Here is an 18,551-nt window from a genome sequence, read left to right as displayed (position 1 = left end):
GCAGTCGCGGCGCTTCGCGCCCGGGGTGGCCGCACGCCGCGACGGTCACTGACCAAGCAACGCAAGGTTACCGCGTAGCAACGAGCGGTCGCCCCGGCACCGGCCGGAGCCGACACCGGGAAGACGTCGTAATCGACAACGATCGGGACGGAACCGGAGTTCCCCGAGCCGGGGACCTCACGACGCGGCTCGACCGGAGGTCAGCTGCTGTAGACCTTGGGATCCAGCGTGCCGATGTAGGGCAGGTCGCGGTAGCGCTCGTCGTAGTCGAGTCCGTAGCCGACGACGAACTCGTCCGGGATGTCGAATCCGACGTCCTTGACCTCGACGTCGATCTTCACGGCCTCCGGCTTGCGGAGCAGCGTGACGACCTCGAGCGACGCGGGGTTGCGCGTCGAGAGGTTCTTGAGCAGCCACGACAGCGTCAGACCCGAGTCGATGATGTCCTCGACGATGAGGACGTTGCGACCGGCGATGTCCTTGTCGAGGTCCTTGAGGATGCGCACGACACCCGAGGACGAGGTCGACGACCCGTACGAACTTACGGCCATGAACTCCATCTGCGTCGGGATCGGCAGAGCGCGCGCGAAGTCGGTCATGAAGAAGATGGCGCCCTTGAGCACCCCGATGAGCAGCAGATCGCCTTCCGGCGCACCCACCGGGTAACGCTCGGCGACCGACTGCGCCAGCTCTGCGGTCCGCTCCTTGATCTGTTCTTCGGAGATCAGCACCGACGCTATGTCGTTCTCGTACACCGGGGTCCTTCCCTACCTTCTGCTGCCGGTCGCCCGGACCTTCGCCCGGTCGACGTACTCCACGGCAAGCGTGCCACGCCGACGCGACACCACCAACCTCGTCCCCGTCCGCGGGCCCCGTCCGACAGCGACCGGGCCCTGTCCGCGCCACGCCGCTACCAGATCGTCGACCGTCCGCAGCATCGTCTCGTTCGGCGTGACGGTGTGATCGATCAGCCACGANGCGGCGGGAGCCGCCGCGAGAGTGTCGGTGTCGAGCAGGTCGTCCTCGCGCCGCGCTGTCGCGAGCAGGTCGCCGGCCCAGACATCGAGGGCGTGGCCGTCGTCCTGTAGTTGCCCGGCCGTGCGCGCGAGGGCTTCGGCGACGCCCCCACCGAGCACGTCCTCGAGCAGCGGCAGTACCTCACGGCGCAGACGCACGCGCGTGAACCGGTCGTCGGTGTTGTGCGGATCCTCGTACGGGCGGTAGCCGAGTTCGTCGCACGCCCGGCGGGTCGTGTCGCGGCGCACGCCGAGCAGCGGCCGGCCCCACGGCGGGTCGAAGGGTGCCATCCCGCGGATCGAACGCAGCCCCGATCCGCGGCCGAGACCGAGCAGCACCGTCTCGGCCTGGTCGTCGAGGGTGTGCCCGAGCAACACGGTCCGGTCGTCGCGGTTCTCGTCGAGCGCCCGGTAGCGGGCCGCGCGCGCGGCGGCCTCGAGGCCTCCCCCACCGGTGACGTCCACACCGACCACCATGACGGTCGCGCAGCCGCGGGCCCGGGCGAACTCCGCGGCCCGCGCGGCGACGACCTCGGAACCGGACTGGAGGCGATGATCGACGACGACGGCGTGCACCGCCTCGGTCTCCGCGACGGCAGCGGCGGTCAGGGCGGCGGAATCGGCCCCGCCCGACAACGCGACGGTCACCGCGTCGGCCGGGTGCGCGCCCAGCCAGGCCCGCACGGCGAGGCGCACCTCGTGGATCGCCGGGGCTTCGGGCAGCAGCGGACGATCGTTGGACGGTGAAGCCACGATCAGCTCAGCACCCGCGCGATCCACGCATCGGGATGGTCGATCTCCGTCAGGGTGGGCAGGGCGTCCGGACCGGACCACACGGCGTTGAAGTCGTCCGTGCCGACCTTCGCGACGACGGCGTCGACGAACTTCTTGCCGTGCACGTACTGGGCCATCTTGGCGTCCATGCCGAGGACGAGCCGGATGAGGCGATGCACCGGGCTGCTGTTGCGGTGCCGCCGGTTGTCGAACGCCCGCCGGATCCGCGCGACCGACGGAACCACGGCCGGGCCGACACCGTCCATTACATGATCGGCGTGGCCTTCGAGCAGCGTTCCGAGCGCGAGGATCCGATCGAACGACTCGCGCTGAGACTGTGCCTGCAGCGCCCGCACGACACCGAGCATGCCCCGCTCCGACATCGCCTTGTCGCCGGGAGTACGCAGGTCCTTCACCGCCGACACCACGCGGGTCGCGACGTCGCCCATCGGTTCGTCGACCGCGGTGGCGAGGTCGGCGGCGGCCTCGCGCATCAGCTCGGCCATCCACGGTGCCTGTGCGAACTGCACGCGGTGGGTCACCTCGTGCAGGCACACCCACAGCCGGAAGTCGGCGGGCGGCACCTTCAGGGCGCGTTCGACCGCGACGACGTTGGGCGCGACGAGCAGCAGCGAACGAGAGAACGGGTCGTACTGTCCGAGCACCGCGGACGACAGGTAGGCGAGCATCGCGCCGGCCTGCGCGCCCGCCGGTTTGCCCACCCAGCGGAGGGAGGAGCCGGCCGGATCCTCGCCCGAGGTCGCGGTGAGGTCGGCCATCGACGCCGCGGCCGCACGTACCCAGCCCGGCCGGTCGACGACCTGCGCGGGCGGCGGCTCGGTTCCGTCGTCGAGACGCGTGTGCTCGCGCACCGGTCCCTCGGCGCGCGCGGCGGCCGAGAACAACTCGTCCTGCACCGCATCGCGGGTGTACCGCGACATCGCGGGTTCGGAGCGGGTGAGGCGCACGCCGACCCCGGCCGCGAACGACCAGTCGATCGCGTCGCCGAGTGCCCGCTCCTTGCCGGTCATCGGCAACCGCACTCACGCAGTACCGACGCCACGGCGTCGAGGGCGGGCCGAGCCTCGCTCGGGGACCGGCCGTTGGACAGCAGAGCGAACGACAGCACGCGGCCGTCGGAGTCGACGGTGTATCCCGTGAGTCCGTTGACCTCGGTCAGAGTGCCGGTCTTCGCCCGCACCCATCCGGCTCCGGCACGGGTCGTGGTGCCGTAGCGGTCGGCGAGCGTGCCGGTCGCTCCGGCGACGGGAAGATAGTCGAGCATGGGCCGCAGCTCCGTCCTGTTCGGTCCGGCCGCCTCGGAGATCACGCGATCGAGCGTACGAGCAGGGATCCGGTTCTCGACCGAGAGCCCGCTGACGTCGCGCAACGTCACACCGGTGACGTCCAGACCCGCTTGCTGCAGGGTACCGGTCACCGCCTTCGTCGTGCCCTCGAACGAGTGCTCGTTGCCCGTCGCGACGGCGACCTCCCGTCCGATGGTCTCCGCGAGGACGTTGTCGGATCGGCGCAGCATCTGACCGAGACGCACAGTGAGTGGCGCCGACTGGACCGACGCCATGGGCGCCGCACCGGGTGAGGCGGATCCGAGCGCTACCCGCGCGGGGTCGGCACCGAGCGCCGTCGCCAGTGCACGACCGGCGTCCAGGGCAGGCGTAGCGCTGCGAGGCGATTCGTCCTCGAGTGGGTTCGACCGGGCGCCGTCGAGCATCACCGGTTCGATGGGTGCGACGTAACCGTCGCCGACGTCCTCGGGAAACCAGCCCGGCGCGAGCGGATCCCCGCTGTACAGACTCGTGTCGACGAGGACCGTCTCGACCGTCGTGCCGCTGCGCCGGATCTGTTCGGCGAGGTCGGCGATGCGGGGACCACCGGGGTAGAAGCTCTCCTCGCCGGGCGGCATCGCCGAGAGGGTGGGGTCGCCACCCGCGATGAGGACGATCTCCCCCGGCTTCGAACCCTCGACGACACGCGTGGTGATCCGATGATCGGAGGGCAGCACGAGCATGGCGGCCGCGGCGGTGAGGATCTTCGTGGTGGAGGCCGGGATCAGCGCGCGATCGGCGTCCTTCGACCACAGCACCGTGCCGGTCGTGGGGTCGGTGATCGACCCGGCGAAGTCACCGAGGCCGGGATTGTTCACCGCCTGGTCGAGTGCCGCCGCCAGCGAGGTCGGGTCGGGCGTCGGAGCGTCGGGCGAGACCGCGGCGACCGCGGGGGTCGCGATCACCGGTGCCGGTGCGGGGAGCACGACCGCGCCGGCGGACGCCCGCACGTCGTAGATCGCGAAGGCTCCGCCCACGACGAGAGCGAGGAAACCCGCTCCCCAGATCCCGAAGAGGATCTTCATGTTCCGTCGTCGCCTGGTTGCCAGTGAACCCTGCTTCTTGTTGCCGCCCTGCCCCGTCAACACGCCTCCGCTGCATCCTGCACACACTGGTCGACCAGCTACCCGCACTTCCCGCTGCCGGCCGCACACTGCTGTGACGCACTCGGGGCCCCGGTACCTGCACCTCCAGCCTAGTAGTACTTTGTTAGGTTCACCACTTCTTGTTGCGGGGCCTCGAGTTTCGGCGGGATGTCCGAGACGATGACCGGGTGGATGCCGCAGCCCTGATCGATGTCGGTGAACGTCTCGACGTGTTCGTCGACGAGGTGTTCTCCTCGCTCAAACGCAAGGACCAGCGAGCAACGGCAGGGGTATATGCGCGGGGATTGATGCTCGACGGGCGCCGCAAGTCGATGCAACCGATGGCCGACCGGCTCGGGATCGATCACCAACGCCTGCAGCAGTTCGTCACCACCTCACCATGGGATCCGGTACCGGTCCGGAAAACGCTGTCCCGCAGGGCGTGTGATCTGATCGTCCCGGATGCGTGGGTGATCGACGACACCGGATTCGCCAAGGACGGCGACGCCTCCCCATGCGTGGCCCGGCAGTATTCGGGCACCTTGGGCAAGGTCGGGAACTGCCAGGTCGCGGTCAGTGTGCACGCCGCCACCGATTCCGCGTCCGCGCCGTTGGATTGGCGGCTGTATCTGCCCGAGAGCTGGGACGATCAGCGGTGCGACGATCCGGAGACGGCCGCGGTGATCACCGCTCGCCGGCGACGCAATGCGATCCCGGACGAGGAGCGGTACCGCTCCAAGGCGGTCATGGCTCTCGAGATGCTCGACGAGCTGATCTCGTGGGGCCGGACCCCGCCGGTGATCGTCGCCGACGCCGGCTACGGTGACTCGGCCACCTTCCGTCAGGGTCTGACCGACCGCGACCTGGTCTACGTCGTGGCGGTCAAGGGCGCGACCCTCGCCCACCCGGGTGATGCGGTGCCGGTCGCCGCCGCGTATTCCGGGCGCGGGCGGCCGCCGACCCGGCGCTACCCGGCGGCGGTGACCTGCAAAGATCTCGTCTTGGGGGCAGGCGTCGAAGCACTGACCGAGATCAACTGGCGCTGCGGCACCAAGACCGGCCCGGCCAATCCGGCCGCGGCGATGCGCTCACGCTTCGTGGCGCTGCGCATACGCCCGGCCAACCGCACGATTCCCCGCGATGAGGACGGTGTGCTGCCGCAGGCCTGGCTGCTCGCCGAATGGCCGATCGGAACGGCCGCCCCTACCGACTTCTGGCTCGCCACCCTGCCTGATGACACCCCGCTGTCGGAGTTGGTGCGCCTGGCCAAGATCCGTTGGCGCATCGAACACGACTACCGGGAACTGAAAACCGGTCTCGGACTCGATCATTTCGAAGGGCGTTCCTGGCTCGGCTGGCACCATCACGTCACCCTCGTCACCGCCGCGCACCTGTTCCTGACGTCACTGCGACTGACCGACCCAAAAGCGACCGGGCGGGACTGACCCTCTACGGCATCGTGCGCGAACTCCAACGCGCACTGGCCTATTGGATCGGTACCTGCCCGACCTGCCACCACACCTTCCCGACCTAACAAAGTCCTACTAGCGCCGCGACCGTTATCCTCTCTGCGGACCATCACCGCAGATACGGATGTCGTATCCGCCGGAAAAACACCGACGAAGTGAGGCAAGGCGTGGAGTTCGAGGTCACCATCGAGATCCCCAAGGGACAGCGGAACAAGTACGAGGTCGATCACGAGACCGGACGCGTCAAGCTCGATCGTTACCTGTACACCTCGTTCGGCTACCCGGCCGACTACGGCTACATCGAGAACACCCTCGGTGAGGACGGCGATCCGCTCGACTGCATGGTCCTGCTGCCCGAGTCGGTCTTCCCCGGCGTGATCGTCGAGGCCCGCCCCGTCGGCATGTTCAAGATGGTCGACGAGGCCGGTGGCGACGACAAGATCCTGGCCGTCCCGGCCGGCGACCCGCGGTGGGATCACGTCCAGGACATCAGCGACGTCTCGCAGTTCGAGCTCGACGCCATCAAGCACTTCTTCGTGCACTACAAGGATCTCGAGCCGGGCAAGCACGTCGAGGCCGCCGACTGGGTCGGTCGCGCCGAGGCCGAGGCCGAGGTGACCGCGTCGGTCGAGCGCCTGAAGAACAACGGCGGGCACTGACACCGAGCCTGTACAACGCGGATCCCCCGGACGATGCGATCGTCCGGGGGATCCGTCGTTTGCGGGGTCTATTCGCCCTTGAACTGCGGCGGGCGCTTCTCGAAGACGGCGGTGATCGCCTCGGTGAGGTCCTCCGACGGCAGGAACGCCGCGTTCCACGCCGCGACGTAGCGGAGGCTGTCGTCGACCTGCGGCGAGCGCGTGTGGTCGAGGACGTTCTTGATGCCCTGGACGACGAGCGGCGGGTTGGCGGCGATCTCCGCGGCGGTCGCGTGAGCGGCGGCCAGCACTGCATCGGCGTCGTCGTGGACGTCGTTGACGAGACCGATCTTCTCGGCGCGGGCGGCGTCGATGTCCTTGCCCGTGAGCGCGAGCTCGCGGACGTGACCGTCGCCGATGATGAGCGGGAGCCGGGCGAGGGTGCCGACGTCGGCGACCATTCCGACCTTGACCTCGCGGACGCTGAACTTCGCGTCGGCGCTCGCGTAGCGGATGTCGGCGGCGGAGATGAGGTCGACCGCTCCGCCGATGCACCAGCCCTGGACCGCGGCGACGACCGGCTTGCGGCAGTCGGCGACGGCCGTGATGGCCGCCTGCATGTTCTTGATCAACGTGTGGAAGTCCGTGCGCGGCTTCGCGAGCGCCTTGCCGGAGACGACGGCGCCGAGGCTGCCGCCCATGGCGACGAGGTCGAGGCCGTAGGAGAAGTTCCGGCCGGAACCGGCGAGGACGACGGCGCGGACCTCGGGGTCGGCGTCGAGCTCACCGAACAGGACGGGCAATTCCGCCCAGAAGTCGGGGCCCATGGCGTTGCCCTTGCCGGGGCCGATGAGCGTGACCTGTGCGACGTGATCCTTGCGTTCGACGGTGAACGCTTTCCAAGGCGAGAGATCGGACATTGTGTGTTCGGCGGCTCTCGGCCCTCACAAGGATGAGAACCGCCGTCCTCCTTCCAGGGTCGGGCTTGTGATGGTGACGACGGAATCTGTCGGTGGGCGTCGATAGCGTGCCCGGGCATGGGGGTCGAGGTTGTGCGTTACAACTTCCGGTTGCGTGCGGGCAGCAACGCCGAACGTGCGCTGCTCGACGAATGGCATCGCTGCAGGTTCCTGTGGAACGAAGCCGTGCACCTCCAGAAGACGGGCGCACGACCCACTTCCGGGAAGCTGAGCAAACAGCTGACCGAGACGCGCAGACGATCGGCGTGGTTGCGGGCCGGCTCCCAGGTCGCTCAACAACAGACGTTGCGGACCTACGCTCGTGCGCTCGACTCGTCGTTCGCGGTGAAAGGACGCAACCGCCCGAAGTTCAAGTCCCGGAAGGCAACGTCGCCGACTCTCGAGTACACCCGTCGCAGCTTCCGGATCCAGGAAGGCCGATTGCGCTTGCCGAAGGGCGTCACAATTCCGGTGGTGTGGTCGCGGAAACTGCCATCCGAACCGTCGAGTGTGCGCATCACCCGCGACTCGGTCGGAGATTGGTACGCGTCGTTCGTCGTCACCCGCAGCACCGAACCTCCGGCTCCGGCGCCGCCTGGTTCGGCGATCGGTGTCGATTGGGGAGTGACCCACACGGCGACCACCACCGACGAGCGGTTCGACCTGCCGCACCGGGGTCATCGCAAGCGTTGCGCGGCGGAGCTGGCGAAGGCGCAACGAACCATGGCTCGCCGACGCAGACCCAAGGGAAGCCGACCGTCCAACGGATACCGGCGAGCCCGCAAACGTGCGTCGCAGGTGCAGAAGAAGGCCGCTCGGCGGAACCAGCACGAGGCACGGATGTGGGCGCGCGGAGTGGTCGCACACCACGCACTGATCGCCGTGGAGGATTTCCGCCCCCAGCTCCTCGCCCGATCCACGATGGCGAGGAAAGCGGCGGACGCCGCGATCGGCGCTGCGAAGCGCGAACTCGCCGAGCAGGGCACGCGGGCCGGCCGGAAGGTGGTGCTGGTACGGCCCGCATACACGACGATGACGTGTTCGAGATGTTTCGCGAGAGCCAAGCAACGCCTCGAACTCGGCGAACGAACCTTCCGATGCTCGGCCTGCGACTACAGCGCATGCCGGGACCGGAACGCTGCCAGAGTGATTCTGGCTGTGGCGGAGCGTGGCCACACCGGTGTCGACGACGTCAGACAGGCGGATCACCTCCTGGGTGGTTCGGTTGCGGTCCGAGCCGGGAATCTCCTGCCTTCTGGCAGGAGAGGCGTTAATACCGAAGGGTAACTTGTTTACGTACGGACTGTATCGAGCCACCCCACGACACGACACGACGACGACGCGTCCTCGGAACCGCGCCCATCCGGCGGCGATTTTCCTACTCTTGATCCATGACCAGGTCGCTGCATCCGAATGCCCACCGCGTCTCGGACACGCTCATCGCCCGCGGCCATCACGGTCTGATCGTCCAGCAGCCGGAGACCGTGCACACCGCTGAGCAGGCCGCCGCCGCGGTCGGTGTCGAGGTGGGCGCGATCGTGAAGTCGCTCGTCTTCCTGCTCGATGACGACCCGATCCTGCTGTTGGTGTCCGGGGCGCATCGCGTGTCGGTCGAGCGGACCGGCGAGCGGCTCGGTGGCGAACTCGTGCCGGCCTCCTCCGACCTGGTCACGGAGGTCACCGGCCAGCCGCTCGGTGGCGTCGCACCGCTCGGTCATCCCACGAACCTGCCCACCTACATCGACCGTGCGCTGCAGCTCCACCCGGATCTGTGGGCGTCGGGTGGATGCCCGAACACACTGTTCCGGACCGTCTATTCGGAGCTCATGCGCATCACCGCGGCGATCGACGTCGACGTGGACTGAGACCGTCCACCTACCGGTACACCGGCATCTCCATCCGGGTACACTTTCCGTCGTGACAGTCCGAGCGTGGAGCCGCAGGCATGTCGACCTGTGTCGTACCCGCTCGTGCCTCTGTGCGTTCTGAGATCCGCACCATCCCTTCCTCTTTTCCGGCGCCGCACTGCTGCGGGTAGTTGCCCGCCCGGCGCCGTTCACCTTCCGACCAGCGGAGCCCTTCCATGACCACGTCCTCCATCGAGAACCCGGCCGGCAGCTCGGTCGATTCCCCCGAACTCGTTCTCATCGTGCAGATCTCGGACACGAACGCCGGGTCGGCGGGCGATCTCGCCGCCCTCGCCGATGCTCTGCGGGAGACCGCGCTCGATCTGCTCCCGGGTGCGCGCACCCACACTCTTCTCAGCCCCGGCCCGACCCCTCTGGTCATCGATCTGCCGGCCCGGGGGCTGGTGCTCGACAATCAGCGGGTCGAGTTGAGTCACAGCGAATTCGAGATCCTCGCGCACTTGGTGCGTCGGCCCCGCGTCGTGGTGTCCCGCGCAGCATTGAGGCCGCTCGGCGCCGGATACTCGGAGAACGACGACTTCGACACCGACCGCGGCAACCGCAGTGTCGACGTCCATGTCTCCCGGATCCGTTCCAAGTTGGGACGTTTCGGCAACATCATCACCACTGTCCGCGGGTCGGGCTACCGGTTCGATCCCGATCCGCGCGTACACGTCGTCGAATCACTCGACCGCCGTACGGCGTGAACGCATGCGAAGGAGGGGCAGGAGTCGAAACTCCTGCCCCTCCTTCGCAATACCGTTGCGTGTCAGGAAGCGCGCACGGATGTCCGAGCGCCCTCACCGAACCGGCGCAGGACCTCGACGACGGTCGGCGAGACCTCGACGAGGCCGCGCGACTCCAGCCACGGCAGCGTTCCGTCGACGAGATGCTCGACGGTGAACGGCGCGGCGAGCGGGATCAGCGTGACGCCGTCGGCGACCTGCACGGCATGGATGTCCGCCATCAGCCCGGCGAGACCGTGCGGCGTTCCGACATAGGACAGCGTGCCTGCCTCCCCGCGAGTCGATTCCGGGCGGGTGCGCCGGGTACGGGCGGTGCGGGCATCGGAGGCGAGGACGATCTCGACGTCGACGAGCACCGTGACCGAATCGGGATCGCGGCCCTCCTCGGCGGCCTCTGCGCGGATGCGGTCGCGCAGTTTCCCGGCTTCACGCAGGTCGGCGGCACGCACCCGCACGACGTTGGATACATCGGCGCTGAGGTCGAGCGGCGGGTCGCCGACACGTCCCAGAGTCAGGTCGGCCCAGTAGTCGGGCCCGGAGTGACCGGTGAGTTCGACGGCGACGCGCAACGGCCGGATCGCGGCGGACTCGACGACGGCCGGGTCTGCGGATACAGGGGTGACGGTGGATGCGACGGACATGGGATACCTCTCGGTACGGGCCGCGGAGCGGCACGGAGGGATCGGCCTGTGAGCCGGAAGACTGTGAGGGAGAAGACCTTCAGTCCGGACAGATTCCCGATACCGTACGGCAGAGGTCGACATGGCGACGGCACCAGCGTGCCGCAGCGATCGTCCTCGTCCGTCCCATGCGAATTACCCTACTGATCCTATGGGGAATTGTCGACCGCTAGACGCACGGAGATGCGTCGCCGTCGGTCGCTCCGAGGCCGGGACGCGTCTCCGGCGAGGGGTTCCACACGCCGGCGGTCTTCGCGTGCACCCACGTCGGCCCGTTCTCGACCAGCAACCGGAGCGCTCCGAGGAGCCGCTCGACATCGTCGGACGAGCTGCCGAGTCCGAGCGACGCCCGGACGGCTCCGCCGGCACGACCGACCCGCGCGAGCAGCGGGTGGGCGCAGAAGCGTCCGTCACGGACGCCGATGCCGTACTCGGCGGACAGATAGGAGGCGACGTGGCCGGGCTCGTAGCCGTCGACCGTGAAGGTGACGATCCCGACACTGTCGGCCGAATCGTTCCACAGCCGAAGCACTTCCACGCCGTCGATGGCCTGCAGACCCTCGACGAGCAGGGCGCACAGGGCCTCCTCGTGACGGATCACCGCGTCGGCGTCGAAACCGGCGAGCGCATCGCACGCGGCGGCAAGGGCGGCGACGCCGAGCACGTTGGGGGTGCCGGCCTCGTGACGCGCAGGGGCGCAGGACCATTCGGTGTGATNGGAGCCAGTCTCGGCGGCCGACGAGCACTCCCGCACCGAACGGCGCGTACAGCTTGTGGCCGGAGAAGGCGAGGTAGTCCACACCGAGCTCGACGAGATCGACACGGCGATGGGGCACGAGCTGCGCACCGTCGACGAGGATCCGGGCACCGGAAGCGTGTGCGAGCTCGGCGAGTTCGGCGATCGGCAGGACCTCACCGGTGACGTTGGAAGCACCGGTGACGGCGAGCAGGGCCGCGGGTGCGCGCTGCAGTTCGACCGCGAGACGCCATACCGTCTCGGAGACGGTGTCCGCAGCCTCGACGATGCGAGAGTTCTTCCAGGGCAGCAGATTCGCATGGTGCTCGATGTCGAGCACCACGACATCGCCGGGCACCGCACTCGCGAGCAGGTTCAGCGAATCGGTGGTGTTGCGCGTGAAGACAACGACCTGGTCGTCGGCCGCGCCGACGAAGCGCGACACGGAGGAGCGGGCGTCCTCGTAGGCGGTGGTGCTGATCCGCGAAGCGTATCCGGCGCCGCGGTGCACGCTCGCATAGAAGGGCAGCAGCTCGGTGATGCGGTCGGTGACGGCGGACAGCGCCGGTGCGCTCGCCGCGTAGTCGAAGTTCGCATAGGTGCAGGTACCCCCCTGGACGAGCGGAACCTGCACGTCACAGCCGGAAACGGTGGCAAAGGGAGCGATGCAGGTGGTGGTGGCTACAGCAGTCATGACAAATCCCTTGTGTACTCGGGGACCCGCCGGTGACGCCTACGACGGAGAATTCTCGTCGCCAGCGGAGTCCGCGCTTGCCGTGTCCGGTAGTGGATTCACGGCCCGGTCGTCACCCGGAGCACCCCACCGCGGTTGGAGGGTTGCCGACCAGCTAGCCGGGGCTTGACGCTGGTACTCATGACCTGGCGAAGAGAATGGCAGGACGACCGGGCCGTGTCAACCCCGCACAGCTCCGCGTCGCCCGGCACCGCACGACGCCGACACGCGTTCTGCGCGCCGAACGTTCACCTGCCGTCCACCCGGACGTGAGATAACCGGAAGCACCATCGAGCAGAAGGACCCGCGGAATTGCCAGCCATAACCTCGACCCCCGTCGGCCGGTCCCCCATCCCCGACGAGTTCCTCCGCGCGTCGCACGCTCCACCCGCCCGCACCCTCGTCGACCTGCTGCGGAGTACTGCCGAAGCACATCCCGACGCCCCCGCGATCGACGACGGCGCGACGGTCCTCGAATACGCCGAACTGGTCGAGGCGGTGATCGCCGGTGCGTATGCGCTGAACGACGCGGGCGTCGGGGCCGGCGACAGGGTCGGGGTCCGCATGACCTCCGGGCGCAGCGACCTGTATGTGACGATTCTCTCCATTCTCGCCGCGGGCGCCGCGTACGTCCCCGTCGACGCCGACGATCCCGACGAGCGGGCCGAACTCGTGTTCTCGGAAGCGCAGGTCACCGCCATCGTCACGGACGAGGGCATCGGACCGGGCACGGCCGCGCCGTCGGGCACCCCGGTGGTGCGGGGCCCGAACCTCGATGACGACGCGTGGATCATCTTCACCTCCGGTTCAACCGGAACACCGAAGGGTGTCGCCGTCACCCACCGCAATGCGGCGGCCTTCGTCGACGCGGAAGCGCGAATGTTCTGCCAAGGGGAGCCGCTCGGTCCCGGCGACCGGGTCCTGGCCGGGCTGTCCGTGGCGTTCGACGCCTCGTGCGAGGAGATGTGGCTCGCCTGGCGGCACGGCGCCTGCCTGGTTCCGGCGCCCCGCGCGCTCGTCCGCTCCGGCATGGACCTCGGGCCGTGGCTCGTCTCGCGCAACATCAACGTCGTCTCCACGGTGCCCACCCTCGCGGCGATGTGGCCGGCCGAAGCCCTCGAGGCGGTGCGTTTGCTCATCTTCGGTGGCGAGGCCTGCCCACCCGATCTCGTCGAACGTCTCGCGGTTCCGGGACGCGAGGTGTGGAACACCTACGGCCCCACGGAGGCGACGGTCGTGGCCTGCGCGTCGCTGATGGACGGCACCGGACCGGTCCGCATCGGCCTGCCCCTCGACGGATGGGATCTCGCCGTCGTGGACGCCGACGGCAACCCCGTCGAGGAGGGCGCGACCGGTGAACTCGTCATCGGTGGTGTCGGCCTCGCGCGCTACCTCGATCCGGCGAAGGACGCCGAGAAGTACGCTCCGATGCCCACGCTCGGCTGGGACCGCGCCTACCGCAGCGGTGATCTCGTGACGCTCGACCGCGCCGGTCTGCTGTTCCAGGGACGCGCCGACGACCAGGTCAAGATCGGTGGCCGCCGCATCGAACTCGGCGAGGTCGACAACGCACTGCAGAACCTGCCCGGCGTGGCGGGCGGTGCGTGCGCGGTCCGCAAGACGGCCGCGGGACATTCGATCCTCGTGGGATACCTCGCCTCCACCGATCCGGACTTCGACATCGCGTCGGCCCACGACCTGCTGTCCGAACAACTCCCGGCCGCGCTCGTCCCGCGACTCGCGCTCGTCGACGAACTGCCCACCCGCACGTCCGGCAAGGTCGACCGCAACGCCCTGCCGTGGCCGCTGCCCGGCGCCGATGCCGACTCGGTGGAAGCACTCGGTCTCGATCCCACCGCCGAATGGGTCGCCGAACTGTGGACCGACATCCTCGGCGCCCGGATCGAGGGCGTCGACGACGACTTCTTCGAACTCGGCGGTGGTTCCCTCGCGGCGGCGCAACTCGTCACGGCGCTGCGGAGCCGGTATCCGGAGATGACGGTCGCGGAACTGTACGACCACCCGAGGCTCGGATCGCTCGCCGTCTATCTCGACGAACTCGCGCCGACGGAAGCGGCGACACCGCGTGAGGTGATGCCGGTGCCGCGACTCGCCCAGCTCGGGCAGATCGCGGTGACGGCCGTCCTCACCACCCTCACCGGACTGCAGTGGGTGACGTGGCTGGCGATCCTGAACAACGTCGTCGCGTTCGTCGTGGACGTGCCGTGGACCGTCACCCTGTCGTGGTGGTGGGTCGCGTTCGGTGTCCTGCTGTTCCTCACGCCCGTCGGACGCATGGCGATCTCCGTCGCGGGTTCGCGTCTGCTCCTGCGCGGCATGAAGCCCGGAAGCTACCCCCGCGGCGGGAGCGTCCACCTCCGGCTGTGGACGGCCCTGCGACTGTCCGAGGCCGTGGGTGCCGTGAACATCTCGAGCGCTCCCTGGATGCGCCAGTACGCGCGGGCGCTGGGAGCGAAGGTGGGCCGCGACGTCGACCTGCACAGTCTTCCGCCCGTCACTGGCCTCCTCGAACTCGGCGACGGTTGTGCCGTCGAGCCGGAGGTGGATCTCGGTGGCTACTGGGTGGACGGCGACGTCGTCCACATCGGAAGCATCCGGATCGGTGCCGGTGCCACGGTGGGCGCCCGATCGTTCCTGGCCCCCGGTGCGCGGATCGGTAAGGACGCCGAAGTGGAGGCCGGATCCGCGGTGTTCGGTCGCGTGAAGGCCGGGCAGAACTGGTCGGGTTCCCCCGCCCGCAAGGCCGGCAAGGCCGACCGGCCGTGGCCCGCCGCGACTCCGCCGCGGGGCGGCAGGTGGGTGCCGGTCTACGCGCTGTCGTCGATCCTGCTCGGCGGTCTGCCCGTCGTCTCGATCGCCGCCGGGGTCGCGCTGCTCGTGTGGTGGGTGCACGACACCCCCACCGTCTCCGACGCCGTGGTGCACTCCCTGGCGATGCTGCCCGTCGCGGCGCTGCTGACGATGTTCGTCTTCGCCCTGCTCACCCTGATGGCGGTGCGACTGCTTGCCGTCGGGATGACCGAGGGCTGGCATCCCGTACGCAGCCGCGTGGGCTGGCAGGTGTGGTTCACCGAGCGCCTCATGGACTCCTCGCGCACCTTCCTGTTCCCGCTCTACGCGTCGATGCTCACCCCGATCTGGCTCCGATTGCTCGGCGCCGACATCGGTAAGGACGTCGAGGCGTCGACCGTGCTGATGGTTCCCAAGTTCACCAAGGTCTCCGATGGAGCGTTCCTCGCCGACGACACGATGGTCGCCTCCTACGAACTCGGCGGCGGGTGGCTGTACATCTCGCATGCGAAGGTCGGCAAGCGTGCCTTCCTCGGCAACTCGGGTATGGCGGCGCCGGGTCGGCGCGTCCCGAAGCACGGGCTCGTCGCGGTGCTCTCCGCGGCTCCGGAGAAGGCGAAATCCGGCTCGTCGTGGCTGGGCAGTCCCCCGGTGCGCCTGCGGCGCGCAAGCGGTGACAGCGACGCGAGCCGCACCTTCGCACCGCCGCTGAAACTGAAGATCGCGCGCGGCGCGGTGGAGACCTTCCGGCTCGTGCCCATGGTCGTCACCTACGGCATCGGGCTCGGTGTGCTCTTCGCACTCAACACCCTCGCCGTGCACTGGGGCTATCTCGCCGCTGCGCTGCTGGGCGGTCTCGTGCTCATGGTGGCCGGAGCCGTGGCGTGCCTCGTGACCGTGATCGCGAAATGGCTCGTCGTCGGTCGGATCGGACGCGTCGAGCACCCGCTGTGGAGTTCGTTCGTGTGGCGCAACGAGGTCTCCGACACCTTCGTGGAGACCGTGGCGGCACCGTGGTTCGCCCGGGCCGCGGCGGGCACCGCCGTGATGAACCTGTGGCTGCGCGCGCTGGGGTCGAGGATCGGGCGCGGTGTGTGGTGCGAGAGCTACTGGCTGCCCGAGGCCGACCTGGTGTCCCTGGGCGACGGTGCGACCGTCGAACGCGGTTGCGTTGTACAGACCCACCTGTTCCATGATCGGATCATGTCCATGGACACCGTGACCCTCGGCGCCGGCGCCACGCTCGGCCCCCAATGCGTCGCGTTGCCCGCCTCGGGCATCGGCGACGGTGCCACCGTCGGCCCGGCCTCGCTGGTGATGCGCGGCGACGTCGTCCCGCCGTCCACTCGCTGGCAGGGCAATCCGATCACGCCGTGGACCACGCCGAACGACTGGTCGCCGCGGTGAAGCCCATCAAAGCCGCCAAGCCCGTCGCGCCGGTCGCCGCGGACCGGCCGCTCGACCCTTATCTGCCCGAGAGCGGGAACCGCGGCTACCGGGCCTCCCGCTACGAACTCGAACTCACCTACAAGGTCGTGTCCAATCGGCTCGACGGCCGGGCGAAGATCATCGCCACGACTACGGACGTGCGCGCCAAGTATTCGCTCGATCTCGCGCAGTCGATGCGAGTCACGAAGGTGACCGTCAACGGGCGACGTCCCGCCAAGTTCGCGCATCGTGGCGGCAAGCTCACCGTCACCCCCGCCGAGAAACTCCCTGCCGGGGCGGTCCTCGTCTTCGGTGTGCAGTACTCGGGAACCCCCACCCCACTGCGGACCATGTGGGGTGAGGTCGGCTGGGAAGAACTCGACGAGGGTTCGCTCGTCGCGAGTCAGCCCAACGGCGCACCCACCTGGTTCCCCTGCGACGACCATCCCGGTTCGAAAGCCACCTACCGCATCGCGGTCACCACCGACGCTCCGTTCGTCGCGATCGCGAACGGCACCCTCGTGCACAAGACCACGAAGGCGAGTCGCACCACCCGCGTCTACGAGCAACCCGAACCCATGGCGACCTATCTCGCCACGGTCCAGACCGGGCACTACGAGATACGCACCCTCTCAAACGAACCCGTGCCCCAGTACGGCATCCATCCGCCTCGGTTGCGCGCGGCGTTCGATCGGGACTTCGCTCGCCAGACCGAGATGCTCGAGTTGTTCACGCGCCTGTTCGGCCCGTACCCGTTCGCGCACTACACCGCTCTGGTGACCGACGACGACCTCGAGATCCCCCTCGAAGCACAGGGATTGTCGATCTTCGGCGCGAACTTCTGCGACGGCACCGGCCGCGAGGAACGGCTCGTCGCACACGAGTTGGCGCACCAGTGGTTCGGCAACAGCCTCACGCTGAACCGTTGGTGCGACATCTGGCTCCACGAAGGATTCGCGTGCTACGCGGAGTGGTTGTGGTCGGAGAACTCGGGCGGCAGGTCGGCGCATGCACATGCGCTCGACGCCCACCGGGGTCTGGCCCACAAGCCGCAGGACATCCTGCTCGAGGATCCGGGCCCGAAGGACATGTTCGACGACCGCATCTACAAGCGCGGAGCACTGACTTTGCACGCCCTGCGAGTGCAGCTCGGCGACGAGCCGTTCCTCACCCTCCTACGGACGTGGACCGCGGAACACCGGCACGGCAACGTGACGACGGCGCAGTTCAAGGATCTCGCCGCACGTTTCTCGGACGTCTCGCTCCGGCCGCTGTGGGAGGCGTGGTTGAGCACGCGAGAGCTTCCCCCGGCACCGACCGCCTAGTTCCGAGGGCGCAGAGATGCATCCAGTACGCTCATCAACTGTCCGACACGACTTCTCGAGGTAGGGGCGATCGGATATCTGGACAGGACGTCGACCACCACGGGGGTCGCACGGCGCCGGGCGTCGTCGAGCGAGTCCTCAGCTGCCGTCGGGTCTCCGCCCGCACGGAGTTCGGCGATGCGAGCGACACTCGCAGCGGTACGCAGGATGTGCCCGACCTGAGTGGCCTTCGCGATCGGGTGCAGATAGGCAGCCGCGGCGGCATCGCCGGCACACCGCGCGGCGAGGGAAGCCGCTTCCGTCGGTGCATCCTTCGCAGCTCGGTGGGCATCCAGGGCGGCGACGCGCTGGAGTCTCGTTCGTCGCGCACCGTCGACGAATTCTCGCGCCGCATCGAGTGCTGAACGTGGACGACGGTCCTCGGGCACGGATTCCTCGAAGACGGGAAGCACGTCCTGTGCACTCTCCGTCACGTATCGGACGACCGCCCGCAGTTCGTCCATGGTGAGTTCGAAATCACCGGTCACGCTTGTCGCCGGCCCGTTCCGCCCCACGTATCCGAGCATAGCCCGACCGAATGTCCGCGTACGAAAAAAGGGGACCCGCGAAAGCGGCTCCCCTCCTCAAAGCCGAAGACCCCCAACAATGTTGGGGGTCTTCGGTAACGGGTGTTCGGCGGTGTCCTACTCTCCCACACCCTGTCGAGTGCAGTACCATCGGCGCAGACAGGCTTAGCTTCCGGGTTCGGAATGGGACCGGGCGTTTCCCTGTCGCTATGACCGCCGTAACTCTATGAAACAATAGTCCACGCATCAGGAGTATCGAAAACCCGTGTCGGGCTTCGATATCTGATGTGTGTGTTGTTTCAGATACCGCACAGTGGACGCGTAACATCTTC

General features: G+C 68.5%; 15 protein-coding genes, 1 rRNA gene, 2 pseudogenes and 1 riboswitch. Of the genes and pseudogenes, 7 read left to right on the top strand and 11 right to left on the bottom strand.

Annotated elements, in window-relative coordinates; all coding sequences use genetic code 11:
* Window positions 1-200 precede the first annotated feature (200 nt).
* The 5 genes and pseudogenes from hpt to dacB form a co-directional block, all read right to left on the bottom strand.
* The gene (hpt, locus tag QR64_RS06075; RefSeq protein WP_006550520.1) at window positions 201-755 is read right to left on the bottom strand and encodes a hypoxanthine phosphoribosyltransferase; all 555 of its coding nucleotides are present in this window, start codon (window positions 753-755) and stop codon (window positions 201-203) included.
* 12 nt (window positions 756-767) lie between these two features.
* Window positions 768-977, bottom strand: a pseudogene (locus tag QR64_RS27615) (tRNA(Ile)-lysidine synthetase); the annotation flags it as partial.
* Window position 978: 1 nt separating this feature from the next.
* A partial coding sequence (tilS, locus tag QR64_RS06070) for a tRNA lysidine(34) synthetase TilS (protein ID WP_235367028.1) occupies window positions 979-1,796 on the bottom strand: 818 nt, incomplete at its 3' end.
* Complete coding sequence (locus QR64_RS06065) at window positions 1,772-2,821, bottom strand: zinc-dependent metalloprotease (RefSeq protein ID WP_033096982.1); 1,050 nt, start codon at window positions 2,819-2,821, stop codon at window positions 1,772-1,774. The genes QR64_RS06065 and tilS, both read right to left, overlap by 25 nt.
* Window positions 2,818-4,161: a D-alanyl-D-alanine carboxypeptidase/D-alanyl-D-alanine-endopeptidase gene (gene dacB, locus QR64_RS06060; RefSeq protein ID WP_052227210.1), complete on the bottom strand. Its 1,344-nt coding sequence runs from the start codon at window positions 4,159-4,161 to the stop codon at window positions 2,818-2,820. The genes QR64_RS06065 and dacB overlap by 4 nt, the downstream gene beginning before the upstream one ends.
* A gap of 248 nt (window positions 4,162-4,409) precedes the next feature.
* Here dacB and QR64_RS06055 point away from each other — a divergent pair, with 248 nt between their 5' ends.
* Together QR64_RS06055 and QR64_RS06050 are read left to right on the top strand one after the other, a co-directional pair.
* A complete protein-coding gene (locus QR64_RS06055; protein WP_039584526.1) occupies window positions 4,410-5,666 on the top strand; it encodes an IS701 family transposase in 1,257 nt (418 codons plus the stop codon).
* 191 nt (window positions 5,667-5,857) lie between these two features.
* Entirely contained in the window at window positions 5,858-6,349 is a 492-nt protein-coding gene (locus tag QR64_RS06050; protein ID WP_006550524.1) for an inorganic diphosphatase, read from the top strand.
* A gap of 68 nt (window positions 6,350-6,417) precedes the next feature.
* On the opposite strand, the gene QR64_RS06045 is transcribed toward QR64_RS06050, so the two are convergent.
* On the bottom strand, window positions 6,418-7,248 hold the full coding sequence (locus QR64_RS06045) for a crotonase/enoyl-CoA hydratase family protein (protein WP_033096936.1): 831 nt from the start codon (window positions 7,246-7,248) through the stop codon (window positions 6,418-6,420).
* 117 nt (window positions 7,249-7,365) lie between these two features.
* On the opposite strand from QR64_RS06045, the gene QR64_RS06040 reads away from it, so the two are divergent.
* From QR64_RS06040 to QR64_RS06030, 3 genes are all read left to right on the top strand, one after another.
* The gene (locus QR64_RS06040) at window positions 7,366-8,574 is read left to right on the top strand and encodes an RNA-guided endonuclease InsQ/TnpB family protein (protein WP_039584525.1); all 1,209 of its coding nucleotides are present in this window, start codon (window positions 7,366-7,368) and stop codon (window positions 8,572-8,574) included.
* 104 nt (window positions 8,575-8,678) lie between these two features.
* On the top strand, window positions 8,679-9,152 hold the full coding sequence (locus tag QR64_RS06035) for a YbaK/EbsC family protein (RefSeq protein WP_006550527.1): 474 nt from the start codon (window positions 8,679-8,681) through the stop codon (window positions 9,150-9,152).
* A gap of 218 nt (window positions 9,153-9,370) precedes the next feature.
* On the top strand, window positions 9,371-9,901 hold the full coding sequence (locus QR64_RS06030) for a winged helix-turn-helix domain-containing protein (protein WP_006550528.1): 531 nt from the start codon (window positions 9,371-9,373) through the stop codon (window positions 9,899-9,901).
* Between the two features lie 62 nt (window positions 9,902-9,963).
* Here the strand turns inward: QR64_RS06030 and QR64_RS06025 are convergent, their stop codons facing one another.
* The 3 genes and pseudogenes from QR64_RS06025 to QR64_RS27605 form a co-directional block, all read right to left on the bottom strand.
* Entirely contained in the window at window positions 9,964-10,581 is a 618-nt protein-coding gene (locus QR64_RS06025; RefSeq protein WP_084222288.1) for an LLM class flavin-dependent oxidoreductase, read from the bottom strand.
* A gap of 208 nt (window positions 10,582-10,789) precedes the next feature.
* Window positions 10,790-11,337 (bottom strand): annotated as a pseudogene (locus QR64_RS28810) (aminotransferase class V-fold PLP-dependent enzyme); the annotation flags it as partial.
* A gap of 1 nt (window position 11,338) precedes the next feature.
* Window positions 11,339-12,050: aminotransferase class V-fold PLP-dependent enzyme (locus QR64_RS27605; RefSeq protein WP_235367026.1), on the bottom strand; the 712-nt coding region annotated here is incomplete at its 3' end.
* Window positions 12,051-12,118: 68 nt separating this feature from the next.
* A riboswitch (SAM riboswitch) is annotated at window positions 12,119-12,236 on the bottom strand.
* Window positions 12,237-12,401: 165 nt separating this feature from the next.
* Between QR64_RS27605 and QR64_RS06015 the strand changes: the two genes are divergently transcribed.
* On the top strand, window positions 12,402-16,307 hold the full coding sequence (locus tag QR64_RS06015; RefSeq protein WP_039584524.1) for a Pls/PosA family non-ribosomal peptide synthetase: 3,906 nt from the start codon (window positions 12,402-12,404) through the stop codon (window positions 16,305-16,307).
* Entirely contained in the window at window positions 16,274-17,653 is a 1,380-nt protein-coding gene (locus QR64_RS06010) for a M1 family metallopeptidase (protein WP_039584523.1), read from the top strand. The genes QR64_RS06015 and QR64_RS06010 overlap by 34 nt, the downstream gene beginning before the upstream one ends.
* Here the strand turns inward: QR64_RS06010 and QR64_RS06005 are convergent.
* On the bottom strand, window positions 17,650-18,180 hold the full coding sequence (locus QR64_RS06005) for a putative immunity protein (protein ID WP_039584535.1): 531 nt from the start codon (window positions 18,178-18,180) through the stop codon (window positions 17,650-17,652). The genes QR64_RS06010 and QR64_RS06005 overlap by 4 nt on opposite strands.
* Window positions 18,181-18,323: 143 nt before the next feature.
* Window positions 18,324-18,440, bottom strand: a 5S ribosomal RNA gene (gene rrf / locus QR64_RS06000).
* Between the last annotated feature and the right edge of the window lie 111 nt (window positions 18,441-18,551).

Source organism: Rhodococcus sp. Chr-9 (genome assembly GCF_000801125.1).
In the GTDB taxonomy this organism is placed as follows: domain Bacteria; phylum Actinomycetota; class Actinomycetes; order Mycobacteriales; family Mycobacteriaceae; genus Rhodococcus; species Rhodococcus pyridinivorans.
The sequence above is the reverse complement of the archived record's forward strand: the minus strand, read 5'-3'. Positions and strand labels throughout refer to the sequence as shown.